Genomic DNA, 21,654 nt, shown 5'->3' on the forward strand with positions numbered 1-21,654 from the left:
CTCCTGGACCATCAAGATCCAGTGTCCGGTGTCCTCACATCAGGGGGAAGGCCCCTCTTCAGTGCGAGCTCAAGATTCGGCTTGCCGCCGTCAAGCATCAGGCTGATTGCGCGGGACAACTGAGCATCGGCCGACCGTTGATCCGTGATCCGTTCGACGTAGGCCCGTTCCTCTTGGCGGCTCAGGATGGCTTCAACTCGGCCTTGATGCGCCCTCTGTTCACGTTGAGCCACCATGTCTACAGCTAGGACGGTTCCGGCGACGGCCAGCACCGGCCAGCCTGCCACGACTGCTCCACCAGCAGCGACAGGCTTCAGAACAGCATGTGCTGTCTTGCCGCCGCTGCGAGAAAACCCTCTGAACCCGGAAGTTCCGGCGGCCTTGACGAGCTCTGCACCCTTTGGCAGCACCACCCGGAACAACGTTGGGCTCTTCGGCTTGATGGCCTCCACGATCCCGACCATTGCCTGCTGAGCCGTCGCGTTCACGGGCCCAGTCCGGAACTTCGCGACCTCCGCCTCGCTGACCGGGTAGTACTCGACAGCAACTGGCGCCGCTGCGGCTTCGAGCGCATCCCAGATCGCACCGGACGTCGAGCCGACGGATCGGAGAACGTCCTCGGGGACCAGAAGCCCTTCGGGCGGGAACTCGGTCCGAACTTCGACCTCTGCCGCGACGCTTGGTGCGGTGTGCCCGCCCGAGGCAGCGGTGGCGCCTCGCGAGAATCTCCAGAGCAGCCACGCGGTGACAAGCACTGCGACAGCGACGACGGCGACCAGCTCAACGGGCATTGATATCAAGCCAAGTCACGTCCTTCAAGAGGCTGCGGTGGTTGGTTCAAACGGCCCCGAGCATAGCGAGGATCGCCGCCATGCCGGGATCGCGCTCGCGTTGAACGGGGCACGGGAACCTCAACCTCCTACCCAGTACTACAGCGGCACCCTGGGTGACCAGGCCGAGCACCTGAAGGAGGCGGCTTGTCAGGGGTTCCTGGCAGGATGCTGTGTCATGGGTGGGAGATCCGACAGTGACGAGGCATACGTCCTCGACCTCTGCGACGAGTATCTCGGTGAGGTCGCGCAGCGGCAGCACCGCTTCGACTGGCTACGCGGCGACCCAGGCGCTGACGGGCGCCGCGTCAAGCTGCCCGTCGACGGCTACTGGCCCCAGCGCAAGCTCGTGGTGGAGTACCGAGAGCGCCAGCATGATGAAGCGGTCCCGTTCTTCGACAAACCGGACCGGTTGACCGTCAGCGGCGTTCATCGCGGCGAGCAGCGCGCCCTCTACGACGCCCGGCGCGACACCGAGATTCCCGCGCACAAGCTTCGCCTGGCGATCATCCGCCCAGATGACCTCGATGCCGATGCGCGGGGCCGCCTGCACCGCCGGGACCGGCAGGCGGACCTGGTGGCGATCGGCGCGCTCCTTACGCCCGTGTTTGAGGCGTGGCCCAGCGACGAGGACCGGGTCGTCGATGCGTTCCGCACCTGGCTCACCGATGCCGGCTGGACCGTCGTGCCGCCGACGGACCCGTACACCGACCTCGAAGCAGAACGGGACGGCGAACGCATCATCGCCGAAGCGAAAGGGCACACGAGCCAACCCGGAATCGACGCCGACATCGCCTACGGACAGCTATTGCGCCGGATGACCGCGCCCAGAGTGAGTGTGCGGTACGCGCTCGTCGTCCCAACGTCAGGCCTTTCGCACGCCCTCCGCGTGCCGGAGCACGTCCGCGCGAGGCTGGGCATCGCCGTGTACGAGGTGACGGCCGGCGGAACGGTCACCGCACACGGAGCGTGATCACAACAAGGACCGCGAAAGTCGGACCGACGGGTCGCCACCGTCCGGTCCGGCTCCCTACGTCGGCCGCCCGGTTCTTGGAGAAGCGGGCGAGCGGCACCGTTCAGCTATCGCCGGGCTGACGAGCGGCGAGGTAGTCGGACCACCTGTTCTGAGCGAACTGAGCCCAGCGGTAGGCGCTGCTGGCTGTGATGCCGAAGAGATCGCTGACGACGATGGGTGGCAATACGCTGGCCGCTTCGATCACGGCCGTGTTGCGGGCTGAGAGGCTGGGCATGTCGTGCTGGTTCATCAGGTTTTGGAGCACGGGAGAAGCCAGCTGCCGCCGATCTGTCGGGCCGTTTCCTGGTCGGTGACGCGGCCGTGCCGCCGACCGGCGAGGAGGGATTCGACGCCGTGCTGGCGCGCCACCTGGTGTGGACGTTGCCCGATCCGGAGGCCGCGTTGCGGGGGTGGGTCGAACGCCTTCGGCCGGGCGGCCGGCTGGTGCTGGTGGAGGGGCGGTGGCGGGAGTCCGGGCAGAGCGGTGCACCGTATGTCGCGGGGGCGGAGCTGTTGCCGTGGAGCGGCGGAGTCGGTGCGGAGGTTCTGAGGGCCGTTGCCGGACCGCGTCGCCGAACTGCGGATCGAGCCGCTCGACGGCGACGCGGACCTGTGGGGCGGTCCGGTGGACGACGAGCGGTATGCCCTGGTCGCCCGGGTCTGAGTCGGAGCCGGGTGGGCGCCCTGGGATCCAGGGGGCCGGTCGCGTGGTGACTCAAGGTTGCGATTCGATCGCGATTGACAACTGGCTTGCGGCCGGCGGTCGTTCCTGCTGTCAAGGTTGAGTGTCAATGACTGTGCCAGGGGGGCGCTTTGAGCGAGTCTGATCTTGCCTCGACTGTTGTCGGGCTCATGGCGGACGTGGCATCGGGGGTCGTGGGAACCGCCGGTCGGGCCGTGGCGGAGGCTGCGGGGGAGGCTGTTCGCCGGCGGCTCTCGTCGGAGCCGGACGGCCGGGCGGCCGTGGCGGCTTTCGATTCCGGGCCGCAGGAACCGGCCGCGCAGGCGGAGCTGTGCCGGGTCCTGGTGCAAGTGATGTCCGCCGAACCGCCGTTCGTGGTCCAGCTCACGGCACTTGTGCCGATCCCGGCGCCGGCGGCACCACCGGAGCCGACGGCTCCGCCCGCGCCGCCGATGCCGCCGGAGCCGCCGCGGATCGGCCGGGACGGCATCATCATCGACGGCAGGTCCCGCAACACGGGGAATCTGGCGTTGGGCGACCAATTCATCCAGAACGTACGCCGGGGCGATCCCCGGACGATCCTGCTCCTGATCGCCGCCCTGGTCCTCGTGGTGGCCACGGGCTACGGCGGTACCAAGATCCTCACGGACGACTCCCCGGACCGGCCGGCCGCCTCGCCGGCCGCCTCGCCGGGCGCGCCGGAGGGCGCGCCGCCGGGCGCGCCCAGCCAGGCCGGCAGCGCGGGCGGGAATCCGTCGGCCACCGCCGGTCCTTCGTCGTCCGGCCGACCGCGGCCCGAACCGGTCCAGGCCGACCCGCCGGTGAGGTTCACGCCGATCTCCTACGCGTCCCTCGCCGGGGATGACCGCCAGGTCGTCCTGGACGGCCTCAACGTGGTCCTCGTCGAGGGGAGTCAGACGCTGACGTCGCTCGATGTCCGCGACGGCAAGGTGTCGGCCCAGATGACCTCCACCGGACTGCTCCCCACCAAGTCACCGAACGGGCCGTCGACAAAGAGCCTCGGATACGGGCGCCCCGCGGTGGGCACGGCGGGCGGAAAGCGGTTCGCGGTGGCGGCCTTTCCGCTGACCGTCACCGGCCAGGGGACCACCTCCGACCACTACGGCGTCGAGGTCGACATCCTGGACCTGGGTACCGGCAAGGAGGCCGGCCGGGTCACCATCGACGACGGCACGGTCGCACCGGGCGTACCCGTCCTCGTGGGCGTCGCGCGCGGCCGGGCCGTTGTGGTCGTCCCCACCCTGTCCGGCCCTCCCACCAGCTACGCGATCGACCTGGCCACCCGCACGGTCGCCTGGAAGCTGCCGAACTTCGAGGCACAGCTGATCCAGGACGGCACTGTCCTCGGAGTCTCCTCCACGACCGGGAAGTGGGACAACAGCTTCCACGGCATGCCGCTGGAGGTACGGGCGGTGTCCGCAGCCGACAGTACGGTCTTGTGGAAGGCCCTGGCCGAAGAGACGGGTACCGAACTGTCCGAGTTCGCCGCCGACAAGATCCTCGCTCAAACGCGAGAGGGCCTCACGCTGCTGTCCACCGCCACCGGGACGGTCCTGCCGCTGCCGGCCCTGCCCGGGAAGCGCGCGGTGATCAGCAGGTGCTTGTTCGACGGCCGCGCCACGGCCGTGTGCCAGACCGGGAGCGAGGAGGGTGGATGGTTGATCGGCATCGACACGGCCGGAGTCACCGTTCTGTGGCAGATCGGGTACTCGGCCGACGTCGGGGCAAGGGTGGCGCCCTCGCTCACCGGCGCCTGGCACGGAGCGGTCTACGGCCGCACCCAGAAGGGCAAGGCCGTGGTGCTGGACGCCCGGACGGGGAACGACCGGGAGCTCGCCCCGGGCGCTGCCCCCGACCAGATCAACGAGTACGCCGCCTTGGTGGAGGACGACGTCTACCTCTCGGCGGGCTGAACCGGCCCGATCCGATCCGATCCGGCCTGATCCGAGTCGACCGTCCGGCCCGGCCCGGCCGGCCGCCCGCCCGCAGCGTGCCGCGGCCCGGGCGGTCGGCGGATCTGGCCTTCGACGTGGTCCCCGCTGTTGTTGGGTGGGACGGGTCAGGCGGCGGTGCGCTCGTCGGTGGGGCGGCGGCGGAGGCGGGGGTGCTGGAGGGCGGGCGGCAGGTAGGCCTGGTCGAGGGTGCCGATGTCGGTGCCGGGTGGGACGATCTCGTCGATCCGGTCGAGGATGTCGTCGGTGAGTGCGACGTCGGTGCCGGCGAGGAGGTCTTCGAGGTGACTCATGGTGCGCGGCCCGATGATCGCGCTGGTGACGCCGGGGTGGGCGATCGTGAACGCCATGGCGAGGTGGGTCAGCGGCAGGCCCGACTCCTCGGCGAGTGAGATGAACTGCTCGACGGCGTCGAGCCGGCGGTCGTCGTTGAGGTGCTGGAAGAAGCCGGCTCGGCGGAGTTCGTTCGGCCCGCCCTTGCGGACGCGGCCCGTGAGCAGTCCCTGCCCGAGCGGGCCCCAGACCAGCGTGCCCATCCCGTAGCGCTGCGCGGTCGGCAGCACCTCGCGTTCGATGCCGCGGTTGAGCAGCGAGTACGGCGGCTGCTCGGTGTGGAAGCGCTCCAGGCCGCGCCGCTCGGCGGCCCACTGGGCTTCGACGATGTCGGACGCCGGCATCGTGGACGTCCCGATCGCCCGGACCTTCCCGCCGCGGATCAGGTCGGAGAGCGCGGACAGTGTCTCCTCGATGTCCGTGGTGGGGTCCGGCCGGTGAATCTGGTAGAGGTCGATGTGGTCGGTCCGCAGGCGGCGCAGCGAGTTCTCGACCGCGGTCACGATCCAGCGCCGCGAGGCGCCCCGCTGATTGGGGTCGTCGCCCATCGGCATGCTCACCTTGGTCGCCAGGACGACACTGTCCCGGCGCCCCTTGAGCGCCCTGCCGACGATTTCCTCGGAGTCGCGGTAGGCGTCGGCGGTGTCGATGAGGTTGATGCCCGCGTCCAGCGCCCGGTGGATGATGCGGGCCGAGTCCTCGGGGTCGGGGTTGCCGACCGAGGTGGCGAACATCAGAGCGCCGAGCGCATAGGGGCTGACCTTGATGCCGGTGCGGCCGAGCGTGCGGTACTGCATGCGAACCTTGCCTTTCCACGCGAGAAATCCGGTGCTCGGCTCGTCGTACCTGCGGAGCGCCGCCGGTCCGTCGAGCCGGATTCCAGCGTGTGGCGGTGCGGGCGCCGGCGGGAGAGGCGCCCTTGTCCGGGGACGGGCGGTCCCTGGCTGCGCCCGGTTCTTTCGGGCATGGTTGACGGGTGGACAGAACCGAGCTGGCCGACTTCCTGCGCCGCTGCCGCGGCCGACTCACCCCTGCCGACGTGGGGCTGTCGCAGGGCGCGCGCCGGCGCACCCCTGGGCTGCGCCGCGAGGAGGTGGCGCAGCTGGCGGGCATGTCCGCCGACCACTACACGCGGCTGGAGCAGGCCAGGGGTTCGCGCCCGTCCCGCCAGATGCTCGCCGCCGTCGGCCGCGCGCTGCGGCTGTCCGGCGACGAACGCGACCACCTCTTCCATCTGGCCGGCGAGGAGCCCCCGCGCAACCGGCCGGCCACCGAGCATGTCCGCCCCGGCCTGCTCCTCGTCATCGACCGGCTGACCGACACTCCCGCCCAGGTGGTGAGCGACCGCGGCGACATCCTCGCGCAGAACGCGATGGCCAAGGCGCTCCACGGTGACGCGTCCGCCCTCCCCGAGGCGGAGCGCAACGTCGCCTGGCGCTACTTCGCGGACCCGTCCGCGCGGGAGCTCTTCCCGGCCGAGGACCGTGACCGCGCCGCCCGCGCGGCGGTGGCGGATCTTCGCGCCACCTTCGCCCGCCGTCCGGACGACGCACGGCTGGCGGGTCTGGTACGTCGGCTCCGCGCCCGGAGCGAGGAGTTCGCGGCGCTGTGGGAAACCCACGACGTCGCCGTGCGCCGTACCGACGTCAAGCGGTTCCTGCATCCGGTCGTCGGCCCGCTGGAGCTGGACTGCGAGGTGCTGCTCAGCCCGGAGCACGACCAGCGGCTGATCGTCTACACCGCCCGCCCGGGCAGCGAGTCCCACGAGCGGCTGGAACTGCTGCGCGTGGTCGGCCTCCAGGACCTGACCTTCGGCTGAACCACCACGCTTGCTCCGCGGGACCTCCGCTCGCGTGAGCCTGAGCCGGCGGATCCGATCCCGGCGGCGGCGTGGGACGCCGCCGCCGGGGGTCGGGTGCTCAGCGCAGGCCGGCGAAGAGGTCGTCCTCGGGGAGCTCGGCGCCGGTGGTGTCGTGGACCCGGACGAAGGTCTCCACACCCATCAGCTGGGTGAACTTCTCCTTGCCCATCTTCAGGAAGAAGATGTTCTCGCCCTGGCTGGCGTGCGCGGCCAGCGCGTCGAACTTCTGGCCGCCGAATCCGGTGGTGTCCACCCAGGTGGTGATCTCCTCGTCGGGGAGGCCGATCTCGGGCATCTCCGACTCCTCGGGGTCCGGCTCGTCCCACTCCGCGCCGAGTTCGCGCAGGACCTCGCCGAACCGCGCCATCATCGAGCGCGGGGCCGTCGTCCAGTACACCTTCGGTGCCGTGCCGGCCAGCTCCAGCGCCCTCGACGTGATGCGGTTGGCCTGGATGTGGTCGGGGTGGCCGTAGAAGCCGTTCTCGTCGTAGGTCACGACCACGTCGGGCCGGTACTGCCGCATCAGGTCGGCGAGGCGGGCGGCCGCCTCGTCCACCGGGGTCGTCCAGAACGAGCCGGGCGCGTCGTTGGCGGCCCAGCCCATCATCCCGGAGTCCCCGTAGTCGAGCATTTCGAGGTGGTCGACCTTGAGGACCTCGCAGCTGGCCTCCAGCTCCTGACGGCGCATCGCGGCGACGGCCGCCGGGTCGTGTCCGGCCTCGCCGGGCTTGACACCTCCCGGACCGTCTCCGCAGGCGCCGTCGGTACAGGTGACGAGCACCGTCCGGATGCCCTCGGCCGCGTAGCGGGCGAGCACACCCCCCGTACCGGTGGCCTCGTCGTCGGGGTGGGCGTGCACGGCCATCAGGGTCAAGGGCCGGTCGGTCATGGGGATCATCCTTCGGTCTGCCGAGTGTTCGGCCTCAGTGTGCGGCACGGGGCCGACAGGGCACGGTTCGCCGTGCCTCTGATCGACTGTTGGGAACATCGACTGGTGTCAACGACGGCGCCGCCGCCCGCTATTCCGGTTGTTCCGGAGTGCTGGGCCGCCCCGCCGAGGAACGGGTGCGGGAGCGTGGTTCCGAGCGCCGCAACGGCGGCAGGGCCTCGCGCCGAAACGGCGGCAGGGCCTCGCGCCGCAACGGCGGCAGGGCCTCCCGGGACCGGAGGAGTCACGCTCCCGGGTCGCCAAGAGGCCCTGCCGTCATGGTTCCCGGTGCCGTACGGGCCCGGGCCGCTGAGGGGTGGGGTCAGGCCTTGCGGATGGAGTAGGCGACGCCGCTGCCGTAGCAGTTGCTGCTCGAGTAGTAGCTGCTGACCACCCAGCCCGCCGGGAGGGGGGAGAAGGAGCACACGACGGCGGTGACCTGCGTGGTGATCTTGAAGAGGGTGTACGAGATACCGGTGCCCGCGCAGTTGTTGCTGCTGTACGAGCTGGTGACGACCCACCCGGTCGGGATCGGCGTCATGGAGCAGGCGGTGGCGCTGGTGTCGTTGGCCACGTTGTGGAGCGTGTAGCCGACGCCGGTACCCGCGCAGTTGTTGCTGCTGTACGAGCTGGTGATCACCCACCCCGTCGGGATCGGCGTCATGGAGCACGTGCCGACGTTGGTGTCGTTGGCCACGTTGTGGAAGCCGTAGGCCACGCCGCTGCCCGCGCAGTTGCTGGTGCTGTACGAGCTGGTGACCACCCACCCGGCCGGCTTGGGGGAGAAGGAGCAGATGGCGAGGTTGGTCTGCCCGGTCGTGTCGGTGATCGAGTACGAGACGCCGGTGCCGGGACAGCCCCAGCTGCTGTACGAGCTCGTGATGACCCACCCGGCCGGGATGGGGGAGTTGGAACATATGGTCGTGCTGCCGGCGAGCCGCTGCGGGGCCGCCTGCGCCTGCGCGCTCGTGGCGGTCATCACGCCGAGGAGCAGCAGCACGACGGTCAGCAGGTGCGAGGTGTGGGTCCGTAAGGTCTTCATGGCAGGCCTCAGATCTTCTCGGCGACGTACTGCGACTGGTTTTGTGCAGACGAGGTGAACGATTGATACACGGTTCGTTCACACCGGCTGAGATGCTGTCAGAGATCGTCCGGCGGCGCCAGGGTGCGGCCCGCCGCGCGCGACCCTGCCGGGCAGGTCGGATGCCCCGGGCCAATATTTCGATGTGGAAGTGTTTGACGTAGCGGATAACGGCTATCTATAGTTTCGACATCGAAATGTTCGACGCGCAGCAGAGGGAAGGAAGGCTCCATGACCACCCAGCAGAGGTCCGACGCGGAACTCGCCGGACAGCCCGCCGCGTACTGGACCGGCGTCGCCTACGAGGCGCTGATCGCGTTCACCCGGGCCCGACAGCTTGAGAAGGGCTACACCCAGCCCCAGTTCTGGCTGTTGCGCAACCTGTCGGTGAACGACATCTCGCCCGACGGCGAGGGGATGACCGTGGCCGAGCTGCGGGAGGCGATGAAGTCGTACATCCGGCCCGAGGACGACCTGGCGGCGGAATCCGCGGCGCTGGAGGAGCGCGGCTGGCTGAGGCGGGACGCCGAGGACCGGCTGTGGCTCACGGAGGAGGGGGAGCAGGCCCGGGTGGACCTCTCGCGCAATGCGCCCGCGATCCGTGCCGCCCTCCACGAGGGCATCGATGACGCGGACTGCGTCGTCGCGCTGAAGGTGCTCGGTCAGCTGATCCGCAACGCGGGCGGGACGGCCCCCTGACGGGCCGATGGGGCGACGGGGCGACGGAGGTTCCCGTAGGGTGATCAACGGCTCGGCCGGCGGGCGCTGTTCGGCGTCCGCGGCCGGCCGTGTGCTCAGTCTTCGAGGGCTCCTGGGAGGAAGTCTCATGACGCAGGACCGGCCGGTCGTCTCGGACGAGGCGGCGCGCATCACGCTCCCCGCACCGCGGACGCCCTCCCCTCGCGAGGCGCCGTCGTTGAACTGGGGGGTGATAGCCCCCGGGTGGATCGCGGGCGCCTTCGTGGAGGCGCTGCAGAAGTACACCGAGCAGCGGGTCGTGGCCGTCGGCTCGCGGGACACCGGGCGCGCCCGCGCGTTCGCCGACCGCTTCGGCATACCGAGGGCCTACGGGAGTTACGCGGAGCTCGTCGAGGACGCCGAGGTCGACATCGTCTATGTCGCGTCGCCGCACTCGGGCCACTTCGAGCACGCGATGTTGGCGGTCGAGGCGGGCCGGCACGTACTCGTGGAGAAGGCGTTCACCCGCAACGCCCGCGAGGCCGAGGAGCTGATCGAAGCGGCCCGCAAGCGCGGGGTGTTCCTCATGGAGGCGATGTGGACGCGCTTCCTGCCCCACGTCGACGTGGTCCGCCAGGTGGTCGAATCCGGCCTGCTCGGCGAACTCCAGACCGTCGTCGCCGACCACGGACAGCGGATGGAGCCCGACCCGGCGAGCCGCCTCTACGCCCCCGAGCTGGCCGGCGGGGCGCTCCTGGACCTCGGCATCTACCCGGTCTCCTTCGCGTCCATGGTGCTCGGAGAGTTCACCTCGGTCACCGCGGTGGGCACGAAGACCTTCACCGGGGTCGACGGCCAGGCGTCGATCGTCGTCACTGGCGAATCCGGAGCGCACGGCGTGCTGAACACGTCGCTCTTCGCCGTGACGCCGACCACGGCGTCCATCTCGGGAACGCAGGGCCGGCTGGAGATCGACGGCATGTTCTTCACCCCCAACCGGGTGCGTCTCATCGGCCGGGACAACGAAACCATCGACACCTTCACCCCGACCCCGCGCGACGGGGGCCTGTGCTACCAGGCGGCCGAAGCGGCCCGGTGCATCAGCGAGGGACGGCTGGAGTCCGACCTGATGCCGCTCTCCGAGACGCTGTACCTCATGCGCGTCCTGGACGGAGTCCGCCGGGACCTGGGAGTCGTCTTCCCCGGGGAGTGACCCGCCTGCGCCCGCCCGCCCGCCCGCGCCCGCCCGACGGCCCGCCCGCCCGGGGCGCGGTCGCTTGGGCTCCCGTCCGCCGGGGCGCGGGTGACCTCGCCCGCGCCCCGGCGGAACGGACAGCGGCCGAGATCGGCGTTCGGTGTTCAGCGGCCCACGGGGTCAGACCGGCGGCAGCAGATCGCTCTCGCTGACGGTGTACGTCAGCGGGGGGTAGCTGAAGTCCGTTTCATGGTTCTCGCGGCGTCGCAGTCGGTAGAACTCGCGCCGCTGCTCCTCGTCGGCCGAGGTGAGGCGCGCGCCCTGCGGGAGGTGTGCGTGCCCGTCGTGAAACCGGAGGAGGGTCTTGGACGTTCGGAAGGTCACGCCCAGCCACTGGTTCTCCGCCGTCCGGGCGGGTGTGTCCAGGACGATCTTGTGCCTGAGCCGCTGGTTCGACGCGACGGAGAACGCGACAACGCCGTTGTGGAGGAGGGGGATCTCGAACTTCTCGCCGTCGGGCCCCTTCGGCTCGAAGATCAGCTTCCTCGGCGGGCCCGCCTCGGGATCCTGGTAGCAGGAGAAGACGGCGATGAACGACTCGTCGGCCAGATCGAGGGCCTGGTCGGAATGGCCGCCCATGGTGGTGTAGGCGTTCGTGTAGATCTCGATGAGGGCGTTGTTGAAGCCGACCGGAAGCCCCGCATGTTCCTGGATCCGTCGCGCCAGCCGTTCGTGCACCGCCCGGAAACGCTGCATCGGGGTGCCGTACTGAGTGGTGGTGCGGACGAGGGGCACGCCGCCCGCCCCGTCGATCCTGGTGAGCGTGGCACCTCGTCGGCCCTTCCCCACGTCCTCCAGGCGGGCCGAGGCGGACAGCTCCGCGAAGAGGTTCTCCTCGGTGGGCAAGGTGCACGAGAGGATCTCGTCCGAGAAGCTAGGCGCGGGGGGCAAGGTAGTCTCCCGTGTTCATGCTGAAGAGGAATTCGTCGCCGTAATCGATGAAGGACGAGGACCTGTTCTCCTCGGCGTACAGCCCGCGCAGCTCGTCCATGCCGGCCGCTGTGGGTGGCCCCAGCTCCACCAGCTCGCCGGCCGCCTTGAGGAACGTCCGGCCGTTGCGGTGAACGGCTTCGGTGCTCGAACAGCGCACCACGTAACCCAGACGGGTCGGGAGCAACTCGGCGTCCAGCGCCGAGGGCCGGATCTCATGCGTGTACAGGCGGTTGGTGGAGAGCGGCATGAAGAACACGGAGCCGGGGTGGAGGGTCACGGTGAACTGCGGCGGGAGCGCGGCCCCGTCGCGTTCTCCGGCCGACTCCTTGAGGCGGAAGTGGAGCCTGGTCAGCCCGCTGGCACCCTTCAGGCCGTAGTCGAAGGCGTCGTCGGCCAGGGGCTGCAGCTTGTCGAGCCCGTCGTAGAAGGTGCAGAAGGCCATGATCCCGTTGACGGGCATGTCCTTGGTCTTGTCGGCATGGGCCGAGATCCTGGCCTTGGACTGCTTGCGCCCGGTCGTGGCAGGGGTGTTGTGGTAGATCTGGGCGAGGACGTGGTTCAGCGGTGCCTGGTCCCGGAAGACGGTGGCGGCCTCGCGGTTGAGGGCCTCGACGATCCGGGTGTCGGTCGGGCGGAAGCCCTCGGTCGGCCCCGAGAGGTTCGTGGAGCACCGGAGCAGGCGGAAGTGCAGGTCGTCGCCGTCCCGCGTGACGGGCGTCAGGTAGATTCCGCTGCGGTGGGCCGTGCCGGGCTTGGTGGACTCCGTCAGGGACTGGAACGCGTGCTCCGAGCGGATCCGTCCGAAGTGGTCGGCGTCGAGGCCGAAGAAGCGGCGGTAGTACACGCCGACGCCGTGCACGCGGACGGGGACTCGGCCGCAGTCGACGAGGGTCCACGATCCGTCCACGTTCTCGTGGTGCCCGTGCGACAGCTCCCGGACGACGAACACCCGCTCGGCCGCTCGCAGTTGGCGTCCGCTGATCCCGGAAACGTCACCGCATAGGTAGACGGTCCTCCCGGTGAGGTCGGGCGCGGCGGAAGAAGCAAGGTCCTCCGGCGTGATGACGGACCCGAAGAACTCCCCGACCACGTCGTCGTCGTGCAGCGTCGCCGGCGCGACCAGGATGTTGCTCGCATCCTCGACGCGGGCTTCTCCCGGCTCCGTGCTGTACCTCAAGCTGTGCCTGCCGTTCGCGGATCTGGGTGGATTGCTCAAAACCGTGATGCTCTCACGGGGGCTCGACGGCGGACAACGCGCTCGCCCCCGCGTCGGTTCAGTGGGAGACGGCGGCGACGAGTTCGACCTCGTAGCCGTCGGCGTTCTCCAGGTACGCGGCGTAGGAGTCCGGCCCGCCCGCGTGGGGGTGGCGGTCGGGGAACATCAGGGTCCAGCCGTGCTGCGGGGCCTCCGCGACCAGGGCGTCCAGCGTGGCGCGGTCCTGGACGTGGAAGGCGAGGTGGTTGAGCCCGGGGCGGCAGCGCTCGTGGCGGTCGGCGGTGAGAGCGGGGGACTGTTCGATCACCACATAGGTGGGGCCGAGGCGCCAACTGCGACCGTCCGGCCAGCTCTGGTGGAGGGTGTGGCCGAGCGCTTCGAGCAGCCAGCCGAGGGAGGCGACGGCGCGCCCGAGGTCGGGCACCCAGAGCTCGACATGGTGCAGGGTGCCGGTGGCGGGCGGAGTACGGAGGTCGGCGATGTCGCTCATCCGACCATCCAACCCAAAGGACGACCCTCTGGCCACCGGGATTCGATCCCGGTGGCCGGTGGCCGGTGGCCGGTGGCCGCATGCCGGTTGTCGGAACAGTGGTGCGCGGCGGGCCGGATGTGACAGGGCCCCGCCACCCGGGGGAGTGGTGGCGGGGTCCTGCCGGCTCGGGGTGGGGTGCGGTCGGGGGTCAGCCCCGGGGGACGGCCTTGGTCCACCAGCCGCCCCAGTTGCCGCCGGTGTCGCGGTCGCGGAAGAGGTCCGCGCCGATGGTGAAGGACCGCGCGCCGATGCTGAACGCGTTCCCCTTCCGGTTCACGATCTTGACCTTGTTGGCGAAGTCGTGGTCGCCGCCCAGCGACATCCACGCGGCCTGCGCGCCCTTCGGCGGGAACCAGGTCGTCCACACGTTGGAGTCGGTGCCGATCACGAACAGCTGCTTGGTGCCGTCGGAGAGGGTGACGTAGGTCTTGCCGTCCCCGTAGTCGCCGCCGCAGAAGAACGTGCCGCCGTTCGCACTGCAGGACTTGGGCCGGGGCGCCGGCTGGGCCTGGCCCCGGTCGTCGCCCTGGCTCTGCGCGAGGGCCGGGGACGAGCCCAATCCGATGGCGCTCATGGCGGCGAGCGCCACGGCGGCGGTCTTGATCCTGTTCATCACTGCTCCTGGGAGGTGCCGGCGGAACGCGGGAAGCGTGGGCCGAGCAGCGGCCCGCCGTCAGCTTCGGCCGACGGCTGACCGAGCGTCAACGCATCCGGTGGCGGATGCCCTCGGCGCGGACCGTCGGTGCCTCTACGGGCATGAATGACCGCGACATTGAACCGTTCCGGCCCGCCGCCCCCGGGCCTGACCCCTCCTCACAAAGGGCCGCGAAAAATCCGTGGACGGACCGACGGAGGACCACGTACTGTGTGGATCCACGCCTTGAGACGAACGGAAGGAGGCGAGTGCCGTGCGGTTCATACCTATACCCAGCGCTCCCTCTTCCGCTGTCCCGGCGTGATGCGCGAATTCTGACCGGGAGCGCTCCAAGCAGCCTGTATCCCGGAGGAATCCATGACCGATCTGGTCATCCGCGCGCTCTCCGCGAGCGACGCCCAACTCTTCGACGCACTCCCCGACCCCCTCGGCGCCCGTGAGGGCCACCGGCGCACCCGGTTCCGCCCCGACTGGAAGCGCGTCGCCCTGCGCGACGGCGAGGTCGTCGCACGCGGCGCGTGGTGGGGCGGCCCCGACGACGCGGAGCCCGTCAACATCAACTGGTTCGACGTCGCCGAGGGCGAGGAGGAGGCCGGCGCCGAACTCCTGCGCTCCGCTCCCCGGCAGGTCGAACTCGAAATCAACCTGCCCGGCGGCTGGCGGGAGGACACCGATCTGCGCGCCGCCGCCGAGGCGCGCTTCGCCGCCGCACGGGCCGCGGGGTACGAACTCCTGGTGGAGCGCTTCCTCTACCGCTGGACCCCCGAGCGGGGTCTGCCCCAGCGGCCCGGACGCCTGCGCTTCAGGGCCGAACCCCACGACACCGTGTTCTTCGACGCGCTGCGCCGCATCCACTCCGCCACCCTGGACGCCCACGCGCTCAGGGCCGTCGGGGAGGGCGGCCTCGACCAGGCCGCCCAGGAGGAGCTCGACTTCTTCCACTGGTGCCCCTCCCCACGGGAGTGGTGGCAGACCGCCCACACGCCGGAGGGCGAGCTGGCCGGCATCCACATCCCGGCCCACAACCCCTCCGGCCCGACCATCGGCTTCATCGGAGTCGTCCCCGAACAGCGCGGTCGCGGCTACGCCTACGACCTCCTCGCGGAGTGCACCCACGTCCTCGTCGAGCAGGGCGCGGAGTTCATCACCGGAGCGACCGACCGGGGCAACTTCCCCATGGCCGCGAACTTCGCCAGGGCCGGCTTCCCCGTCGTCCGTGAACGCGTCAACTTCCATCCGGCCGGCCAGTCGGCCTAGCGAGCGGTAGCACGCGGTGAGCGGCCCCGGTCCGAAGGCAGGACCCCAGGACCGGGCCGCTCACCGGCGCCCGGCGGCGGCTGCGGGCCGCCGTCGTCGCCTGGCCAGGTGGCCGGCGACCATACGGGGGCGCCCGGGATGTGGCCCGCCTCCATGGGACGGAGGTTCCGGCCGACCTAACCTGTCGCCCACCGGACCCCGGGGTATGAAGGAGCGTGGACGCGGTATGCGCAGGAACGGACTCGGCAGGCGGAGGGGTTGGGGCGGGCTGCTCGCGGGCGTACTGGTGCTGATCGGTGCGGTCGTCCCGTCGGGGCGGGCCGCGGCGGCGGTGCCGGCCCATCTGACCCTGGAAGCCAGCTACAGCAGTGTCGCCAACGGCTGGGACCGCGTCGAGCGGTACCTGGACACCACCCCCGGCTTCCGCCAGGAGCAGTACCCGCCCGACGGCCGCGGCGACCAGGACGGCCAGCGGCTCACCTTCTTCGGCGGGGTGAAGCAGCCCTACTCCGGCCGGTTCCTGCTCTACTCGGCCCCGGGCTGGAACACCAGCGCGCACGAGGTCCCGGTGCTGCTGGTGCACGGCGCCAACGACAACCCGGACCGGGCCTGGGCCAATCCCGGCGAGTCCGGCGGCTACGGGTGCGGTTCCGCCTCCTGCCCGAAGACCGGGCTGATGCAGTACCTGACCGCCCGCGGCTACCGGGTCTTCGCGGTCGGCTTCGCGCACAAGCAGGGCGACAACCTGCTGCAGGCACAGGAGGTCGGCGACGCCGTCGCGCTGATCCGCGGCAAGCTCGGCGTCCCCCAGGTGGACGTCGTCGGCTGGAGCAAGGGCGAGATGTCCGCGCGCTCCTACGTGTCCTCGGTCAAGCCGTCCTGGGGCCGCCCGTACGCGGGGGACGTGCGCAAGCTGATCACCCTCGGCGGGCCGAACGGCGGCTACGACTACCCCTTCGCCCACGGCTGGGCGCACGACTTCTCGATCTGGCCCCAGTGCGGCGGCGCGGTCAACGCCCCCTCGCCGCACCTCCGCGTGACCTGCTACGGCACCTACACCGCGCACCCCGAGTTCTCCTTCGCCCCCACGGGTGGCCAGGACGTCTACCCCGGGCAGCGGCAGATGCTGGCCCGCTGGGACTCCGCCGTCGGCATCGACCAGACCCAGCAGGACTGGTACACCACCTACTACGGCGGACAGGGCTTCTACACCGACGGCGGCGGCATCCAGGCCGCGATCGACGCCGGATCGCTCATCGCCCCGCTGCACCGGGCCGGGGTGCCCGCCTCGGTGACGACCTACCTCCTGGCGGGCGGCGCGCCCAGCGTCGTCGGCATCCTCAACGAGAACCGCGGGCCCAGCGACGGTGTGGTCCTGGTGGCCAGCGCCCTGGACACCACCGGCGTCGCCACCGTCGGCGGCACCGCGCTGATCGCCCTCGCCAACCACCTGCAACTCGGCTGGGACGGCGCGGCGAGCGCGCAGGTCGCCGGCTGGCTGAACTGAGGAGCTGCCGGATGATCGTCGACCGACCGGTCGTCACCGACCGACTGACCGTGAACCACGCCGAGATCGAGGGCCGCACCGGGGAACCCGTGGTCCTGGTGCACGGAAACATCTCCTCCGGCGTCTTCTGGCACCCGACCATGGCCGAACTCCCGGCCCGCTACCGCCCGCTGGCGCCCGACCTGCGCGGCTTCGGCGGTACCGAGCCACTGCCGGTGGACGCCACCCGGGGCCTGCGCGACCACAGCGAGGACCTGCTCTCCTGGTTCCGGGCGCTGGCCCTCGGCCCGGTGCACCTGGTGGGCTGGAGCATGGGCGGCGGCGTGGCGCTGCAACTGCTGCGCGACCACCCGGAGCTGGTCCGCTCGCTCACCCTGGTCAACCCGGTCCCCCCGTACGGCTTCGGCGGCACCCACGGGGTGGACGGGCGGCTCAACTCGCCCGACGGCGCGGGCTCTGGGGCCGGCACCGCGGCCGCCGACTTCGTCCGGCTGCTGGGCGAGGGCGAACCGGGCGCCGAGTCGCCGTTCGCACCGCGCTCGGTCCTGGACACCGCCTACGTCAGCGAGCCGCTGGCCGAGCCGGACCGCTACGTGGCCGCGATGCTGACCACCCGGACCGGGGAGGACCACTTCCCGGGCGACAGCCGTCCGAGTGCGGCCTGGCCGGGCTTCGGTCCGGGCGAACGCGGGGTGCTCAACTCGATCGCACCGACCCACTTCCGGATCGACGACCTCGACGCGGTCACGCCGAAGCCGCCGATCCTGTGGATCCGGGGGTCGGCCGACGTGATCATCTCCGACACCTCGCTGTTCGACGTGGCCCACCTGGGAGCGCTCGGGGTCGTCCCGGGCTGGCCCGGCGCGGACGCCTGTCCGGCCCAGCCGATGGTCGCCCAGACGCGCGGCGCCCTGGCGCGCTACGCCGCCGCGGGCGGCCGGGTGCGGGAGGTGGTGGTGGACGGAGCCGGGCACAGCGTGCACCTGGAGCGGCCGAAGGAGTTCCTGGCGGCGCTGGTGGCGGTACTGGACGAGGCCTGATGACGGTGCTGGACGGGACCGCGACCAGCACCGCCAGGTGCGGTCCCGCCCTCAGCCCTCAGCCCTCAGCCGCGCGCCCGCCGCTACCGGACCGCCGTGCCGGCCCAGGCGCGGTTGCCGAGCAGCGTCTTGACGTCCGAGGCGAACCCGTTGTCGGGGTTCACCTGGAACCCGAGCTCGTAGAGGGTGTCCCTGTCCCACCCGGTGGTCAGCAGGCGCACGGGGACGTCGCCGGGGTGGGCCTGGAGGGCTAGCTTGAGCTCGGCGACGATCTCGGGGGTGATCCGGGCGGCCGGGACGGTGATCTGCACCGGCGGCTTGGTGCCGAGCTCGGCGGAGGAGACGTCGAGGGTGGTGAGCTCCTGCCCGAAGATGCTCAGCGAGCCGTCGCGCTCGTTGAGCCGGCCGCGGACCGAGACGACGTTGTCCTCGATCATCTGCTCGGCCATCAGGTTGTACGTGGCGGGGAAGAACAGCACCTCGACCGAGCCGTCCCGGTCGGCGACGGTGATGATCGCCCACGCGTTGCCGGCCTTGTTGATCCGGCGGTCCACGGCGGTGATGAGGCCGGAGAGGCGCACCTCGCCCTCGGTCCGCCCGGAGCCGAGCAGGTCGGCGATCGAGGTGTCGCGGTTCTGGGCGAGGATGTGCTCGGCACCGTCGAGCGGGTGGCTGGAGACGTAGAGGCCGAGCATCTCGCGTTCCAGGGAGAGGAGTTGGCGGCGCGGCCATTCGCGGTCGGTGAGCTGGAAGTCCAGCCCGATGCCGCCGCCCTCCTCGGCGTCGAGCGCGCCGAAGAGGTCGTCCTGGCCGATCGCCTGCTGCTTCTTCACCCCGGTGACGGCGTCGATCGCGCTCTCGTGCACGGTGCTCAGCGAGAGCCGGGTGTGCCCGAGCGAGTCGAACGCGCCCGCCTTGACCAGGGAGTCGACGGTGCGCTTGTTGCACACCACCAGCTCGACCTTGTCCAGGAAGTCGGGGAAGGAGGTGTACTTGCCCTTCTCGGCCCGGGTGGCGACCAGCGATTCGATGACCGGGACGCCGACGTTGCGCACCGCCTTGAGGCCGAAGCGGACGTCGCTGCCGACGGCGGTGAAGTCGACCACCGACTCGTTGACGTCGGGGGAGAGGATCCGGATGCCCATCTGCCGGCACTCGGCCAGGTACACCGCCATCTTGTCCTTGTCGTCGGCGACCGAGGTGAGCAGGGCGGCCATGTACTCGGCGGGGTAGTTGGCCTTGAGGTAGGCGGTCTGGTACGAGACCAGCCCGTAGGCGGCGGAGTGCGATTTGTTGAAGGCGTAGCCGGCGAACGGGACCAGGACGTCCCAGACGGCCTGGATGGCCTCGTCGGAGTAGCCGCGCTCCTTGCACCCGGCGTGGAAGGGCACGAACTCCTTCTCCAGAACCTCCTTCTTCTTCTTGCCCATCGCCCGGCGCAGCAGGTCGGCCTGGCCGAGCGAGTACCCGGCGAGCACCTGGGCCGCTCGCTGGACCTGCTCCTGGTAGACGATCAGTCCGTAGGTCGGGCCGAGGACGTCCGCCAGCGGGGCCTCCAGCTCGGGGTGGATCGGGATGATCTCCTGCTGGGCGTTCTTGCGGAGCGCGTAGTTGGTGTGGGAGTTCATGCCCATCGGGCCGGGCCGGTAGAGCGCGGAGACGGCGGAGATGTCGGCGAACTCGGTGGGCTTCATCAGCTTGAGCAGGGCGCGCATGGGGCCGCCGTCGAGCTGGAACACGCCGAGGGTGTCGCCGCGGGCGAGCAGCTGGTAGGTGGTGGGGTCGTCGATCGGGATCTTCTCGATGTCGACGTCGACACCCCGGTTGGCCTTCACGATCTTGATGCAGTGATCGATGATGCCCAGGTTCCGCAGACCCAGGAAGTCCATCTTGATCAGGCCCATGGCTTCGCACGACGGGTAGTCGAAGCCGGTGATGATCACGCCGTCCTTGTCCCGCTTGTGCAGCGGGATCAGTTCGAGCAGAGGGGTGGAGGAGAGGATGACGGCGGCGGCGTGCACGCCGGTGCCGCGGATCAGGCCCTCGATGCCCCGGCCGGTGTCGATGATCTTCTTGACGTCGGGCTCGTTGTCGTACAGCGCCCGGATCTCGGTGCCCTCGTTGTACCGGGGGTGCTTCTCGTTGAAGAGGTCGGCCAGCGGGACGCCCTTGCCCATGACGTCCGGCGGCATCGCCTTGGTGATCCGGTCGCCCATCGCGAAGGGGTAGCCGAGGATGCGGTTGGCGTCCTTGACGGCGGCCTTGGCCTTGATCGTGCCGAAGGTGTTGACCTGGGCGGTGTAGGCGGAGCCGTACTTGTCGGTGACGTAGCGCACCATCTGGTCGCGCTGGCGGTCGTCGAAGTCGATGTCGACGTCCGGGGGGTTGATGCGCTCGGGGTTGAGGAACCGCTCGAACAGCAGGTCGTGCTCCAGCGGGTCGAGCTGGGTGATGCCGGTCAGGTAGGCGACCATCGAGCCGGCCGCCGAGCCACGGCCGGGCCCGACCGGGATGCCGTTGTCCCGGCCGTACTGGCAGATGTCGGCGACCACGAGGAAGTAGGCGTCGAACCCCATCGGGGTGATCACGCTCATCTCCAGCTCGACCCGGTCGAGCACCTCCTGGGAGGGGCTGTCGCCGTAGCGGTGCTGGAGGCCCGCGGCGATCTTCTTGCGCAGGTACGAGGCCTGGCTCTCACCCTCGGGCACGTCGAACTGCGGCATCCGGTCGACGTAGGTGAACACCTCCTCGTACGACTCGACCCGCTCGGCGATCGCGAGGGTGTTGTCGCAGGCCTCCGGCAGCTCGCGGAAGAGCTCGCGCATCTCGGCGGCGGTCTTCACGTAGTAGCCGGTGCCCTGGAACTTGAACCGGTTCGGGTCGTCCTTGTTCTTGCCCACGCCGACGCAGAGCAGGCTGTCGTGGGCGTCGGCCTGGTCGGCGGTGACGTAGTGCGAGTCGTTGGTGGCCAGCAGCGGGATGTCCAGCTGCTTGGCGAGGCGCAGCAGGTCGGCGCGGACCTGGCGCTCGATGTCCAGGCCGTGGTCCATCAGCTCCAGGAAGTAGTTCTCCTTGCCGAAGATGTCCTGGTAGGCGCCGGCGGCCTTGACCGCCTCCTCGTACTGGCCGAGCCGCAGCCGGGTCTGCACCTCGCCCGAGGGGCAGCCGGTGGTGGCGATGATGCCCGCGGCGTTGGCGGCGATCAGCTCGCGGTCCATCCGGGGCTTCATGTAGTAGCCCTCCATCGACGCGAGCGAGGAGAGCTTGAAGAGGTTCCGCAGCCCGGTCGGGTTCTGCGCCCACATCGTCATGTGGGTGTAGCGGCCGCCGCCGGAGACGTCCTTGCCGCCCTCGCCGTCGGCGCCGCTCGGGCGCTGCCCGCCGGGGGACCAGAACACCTGCTTCTTCAGGAACCGGGAGGAGGGCGCGACGTACGCCTCGATGCCGATGATCGGCTTCACCCCGGTCTTCGCGGCGGCGTGGAAGAACTCGTACGCGCCGAACATGTTGCCGTGGTCGCTCATCGCGATGGCCGGCATGCCCTGGCGCTCCGCCTCGGCGAACAGCTTCCCGTTCTTCGCCGCCCCGTCCAGCATCGAGTACTCGGTGTGGACGTGCAGGTGCGTGAAGCTGTCGGACACGGCGCTGGGCTCCTCGGCAGGACGGCAGGACGGCAGGACGGCGGTATGGGCGGTACGGCCATACGGCGGTACGGGCAAGCGACCCAGGCTAGTCGGTCGGCGGGCACGACACGCCGCGCCGGGGCTCCCGGTCGCGCTGCTCCGGTGATCGTCCGGCGACGATTCCGTGACCTTGATCCCACCCGCGGGCGGGCCCGGGACCGATACGGTCGGCTCCGGGGCGCGTGAGGCGTGGAC

Annotated in this window: 18 protein-coding genes and 1 pseudogene; 9 read left to right on the plus strand and 10 right to left on the minus strand. The window is 70.4% G+C overall.

The features are described 5' to 3' along the window. Positions 1-11: 11 nt before the first annotated feature. Positions 12-791, minus strand: a complete 780-nt coding sequence (locus ACFP3U_RS14670) for a hypothetical protein (protein WP_380225926.1) — start codon at positions 789-791, stop codon at positions 12-14. A 217-nt stretch (positions 792-1,008) separates the two neighbouring features. On the opposite strand from ACFP3U_RS14670, the gene ACFP3U_RS14675 reads away from it, so the two are divergent. Beyond that, positions 1,009-1,803 (plus strand): hypothetical protein, encoded by a 795-nt coding sequence (locus tag ACFP3U_RS14675; RefSeq protein ID WP_380225927.1) that lies wholly within the window; start codon positions 1,009-1,011, stop codon positions 1,801-1,803. A gap of 103 nt (positions 1,804-1,906) precedes the next feature. Here the strand turns inward: ACFP3U_RS14675 and ACFP3U_RS14680 are convergent, their stop codons facing one another. Then, entirely contained in the window at positions 1,907-2,095 is a 189-nt protein-coding gene (locus ACFP3U_RS14680) for a hypothetical protein (protein WP_380226050.1), read from the minus strand. A gap of 11 nt (positions 2,096-2,106) precedes the next feature. Here ACFP3U_RS14680 and ACFP3U_RS14685 point away from each other — a divergent pair. Beyond that, positions 2,107-2,509, plus strand: a pseudogene (locus tag ACFP3U_RS14685) (class I SAM-dependent methyltransferase); the annotation flags it as partial. A gap of 371 nt (positions 2,510-2,880) precedes the next feature. After that, a complete protein-coding gene (locus ACFP3U_RS14690) occupies positions 2,881-4,461 on the plus strand; it encodes an outer membrane protein assembly factor BamB family protein (protein WP_380225928.1) in 1,581 nt (526 codons plus the stop codon). A 146-nt stretch (positions 4,462-4,607) separates the two neighbouring features. Here ACFP3U_RS14690 and ACFP3U_RS14695 read toward each other — a convergent pair whose 3' ends face one another. Beyond that, complete coding sequence (locus ACFP3U_RS14695; RefSeq protein ID WP_380225929.1) at positions 4,608-5,630, minus strand: aldo/keto reductase; 1,023 nt, start codon at positions 5,628-5,630, stop codon at positions 4,608-4,610. Between the two features lie 179 nt (positions 5,631-5,809). Between ACFP3U_RS14695 and ACFP3U_RS14700 the strand changes: the two genes are divergently transcribed. Next, a complete protein-coding gene (locus ACFP3U_RS14700; RefSeq protein ID WP_380225930.1) occupies positions 5,810-6,652 on the plus strand; it encodes a helix-turn-helix transcriptional regulator in 843 nt (280 codons plus the stop codon). 100 nt (positions 6,653-6,752) lie between these two features. On the opposite strand, the gene ACFP3U_RS14705 is transcribed toward ACFP3U_RS14700, so the two are convergent. After that, complete coding sequence (locus ACFP3U_RS14705; protein WP_380225931.1) at positions 6,753-7,583, minus strand: PIG-L family deacetylase; 831 nt, start codon at positions 7,581-7,583, stop codon at positions 6,753-6,755. 361 nt (positions 7,584-7,944) lie between these two features. After that, positions 7,945-8,664, minus strand: a complete 720-nt coding sequence (locus ACFP3U_RS14710; RefSeq protein ID WP_380225932.1) for a hypothetical protein — start codon at positions 8,662-8,664, stop codon at positions 7,945-7,947. A 270-nt stretch (positions 8,665-8,934) separates the two neighbouring features. Between ACFP3U_RS14710 and ACFP3U_RS14715 the strand changes: the two genes are divergently transcribed. Then, complete coding sequence (locus tag ACFP3U_RS14715; RefSeq protein ID WP_380225933.1) at positions 8,935-9,402, plus strand: MarR family transcriptional regulator; 468 nt, start codon at positions 8,935-8,937, stop codon at positions 9,400-9,402. Between the two features lie 127 nt (positions 9,403-9,529). Then, positions 9,530-10,594 (plus strand): Gfo/Idh/MocA family protein, encoded by a 1,065-nt coding sequence (locus tag ACFP3U_RS14720; protein ID WP_380225934.1) that lies wholly within the window; start codon positions 9,530-9,532, stop codon positions 10,592-10,594. Positions 10,595-10,756: 162 nt separating this feature from the next. Here ACFP3U_RS14720 and ACFP3U_RS14725 read toward each other — a convergent pair whose 3' ends face one another. From ACFP3U_RS14725 to ACFP3U_RS14740, 4 genes are all read right to left on the minus strand, one after another. Then, positions 10,757-11,527, minus strand: a complete 771-nt coding sequence (locus ACFP3U_RS14725; RefSeq protein ID WP_380225935.1) for a hypothetical protein — start codon at positions 11,525-11,527, stop codon at positions 10,757-10,759. Beyond that, on the minus strand, positions 11,511-12,746 hold the full coding sequence (locus tag ACFP3U_RS14730; RefSeq protein ID WP_380225936.1) for a hypothetical protein: 1,236 nt from the start codon (positions 12,744-12,746) through the stop codon (positions 11,511-11,513). Before ACFP3U_RS14730 ends, ACFP3U_RS14725 begins: the two co-directional genes overlap by 17 nt. Positions 12,747-12,843: 97 nt before the next feature. Beyond that, positions 12,844-13,275 (minus strand): VOC family protein, encoded by a 432-nt coding sequence (locus tag ACFP3U_RS14735; protein ID WP_380225937.1) that lies wholly within the window; start codon positions 13,273-13,275, stop codon positions 12,844-12,846. A gap of 190 nt (positions 13,276-13,465) precedes the next feature. Beyond that, the gene (locus tag ACFP3U_RS14740; protein ID WP_380225938.1) at positions 13,466-13,930 is read right to left on the minus strand and encodes a PLL family lectin; all 465 of its coding nucleotides are present in this window, start codon (positions 13,928-13,930) and stop codon (positions 13,466-13,468) included. Between the two features lie 399 nt (positions 13,931-14,329). On the opposite strand from ACFP3U_RS14740, the gene ACFP3U_RS14745 reads away from it, so the two are divergent. The 3 genes from ACFP3U_RS14745 (at position 14,330) to ACFP3U_RS14755 (ending at position 17,776) form a co-directional block, all read left to right on the plus strand. Further along, complete coding sequence (locus ACFP3U_RS14745) at positions 14,330-15,229, plus strand: GNAT family N-acetyltransferase (protein WP_380225939.1); 900 nt, start codon at positions 14,330-14,332, stop codon at positions 15,227-15,229. Between the two features lie 226 nt (positions 15,230-15,455). Then, positions 15,456-16,736, plus strand: coding sequence for an esterase/lipase family protein (locus ACFP3U_RS14750; RefSeq protein ID WP_380225940.1), 1,281 nt, complete (start codon positions 15,456-15,458; stop codon positions 16,734-16,736). Between the two features lie 11 nt (positions 16,737-16,747). Further along, entirely contained in the window at positions 16,748-17,776 is a 1,029-nt protein-coding gene (locus ACFP3U_RS14755; protein WP_380225941.1) for an alpha/beta fold hydrolase, read from the plus strand. An 83-nt stretch (positions 17,777-17,859) separates the two neighbouring features. Here ACFP3U_RS14755 and dnaE read toward each other — a convergent pair whose 3' ends face one another. After that, a complete protein-coding gene (gene dnaE, locus ACFP3U_RS14760; protein WP_380225942.1) occupies positions 17,860-21,417 on the minus strand; it encodes a DNA polymerase III subunit alpha in 3,558 nt (1,185 codons plus the stop codon). Between the last annotated feature and the right edge of the window lie 237 nt (positions 21,418-21,654).

The sequence above is a fragment of the Kitasatospora misakiensis genome, assembly GCF_042656005.1.
GTDB classification, from domain to species: domain Bacteria; phylum Actinomycetota; class Actinomycetes; order Streptomycetales; family Streptomycetaceae; genus Kitasatospora; species Kitasatospora misakiensis.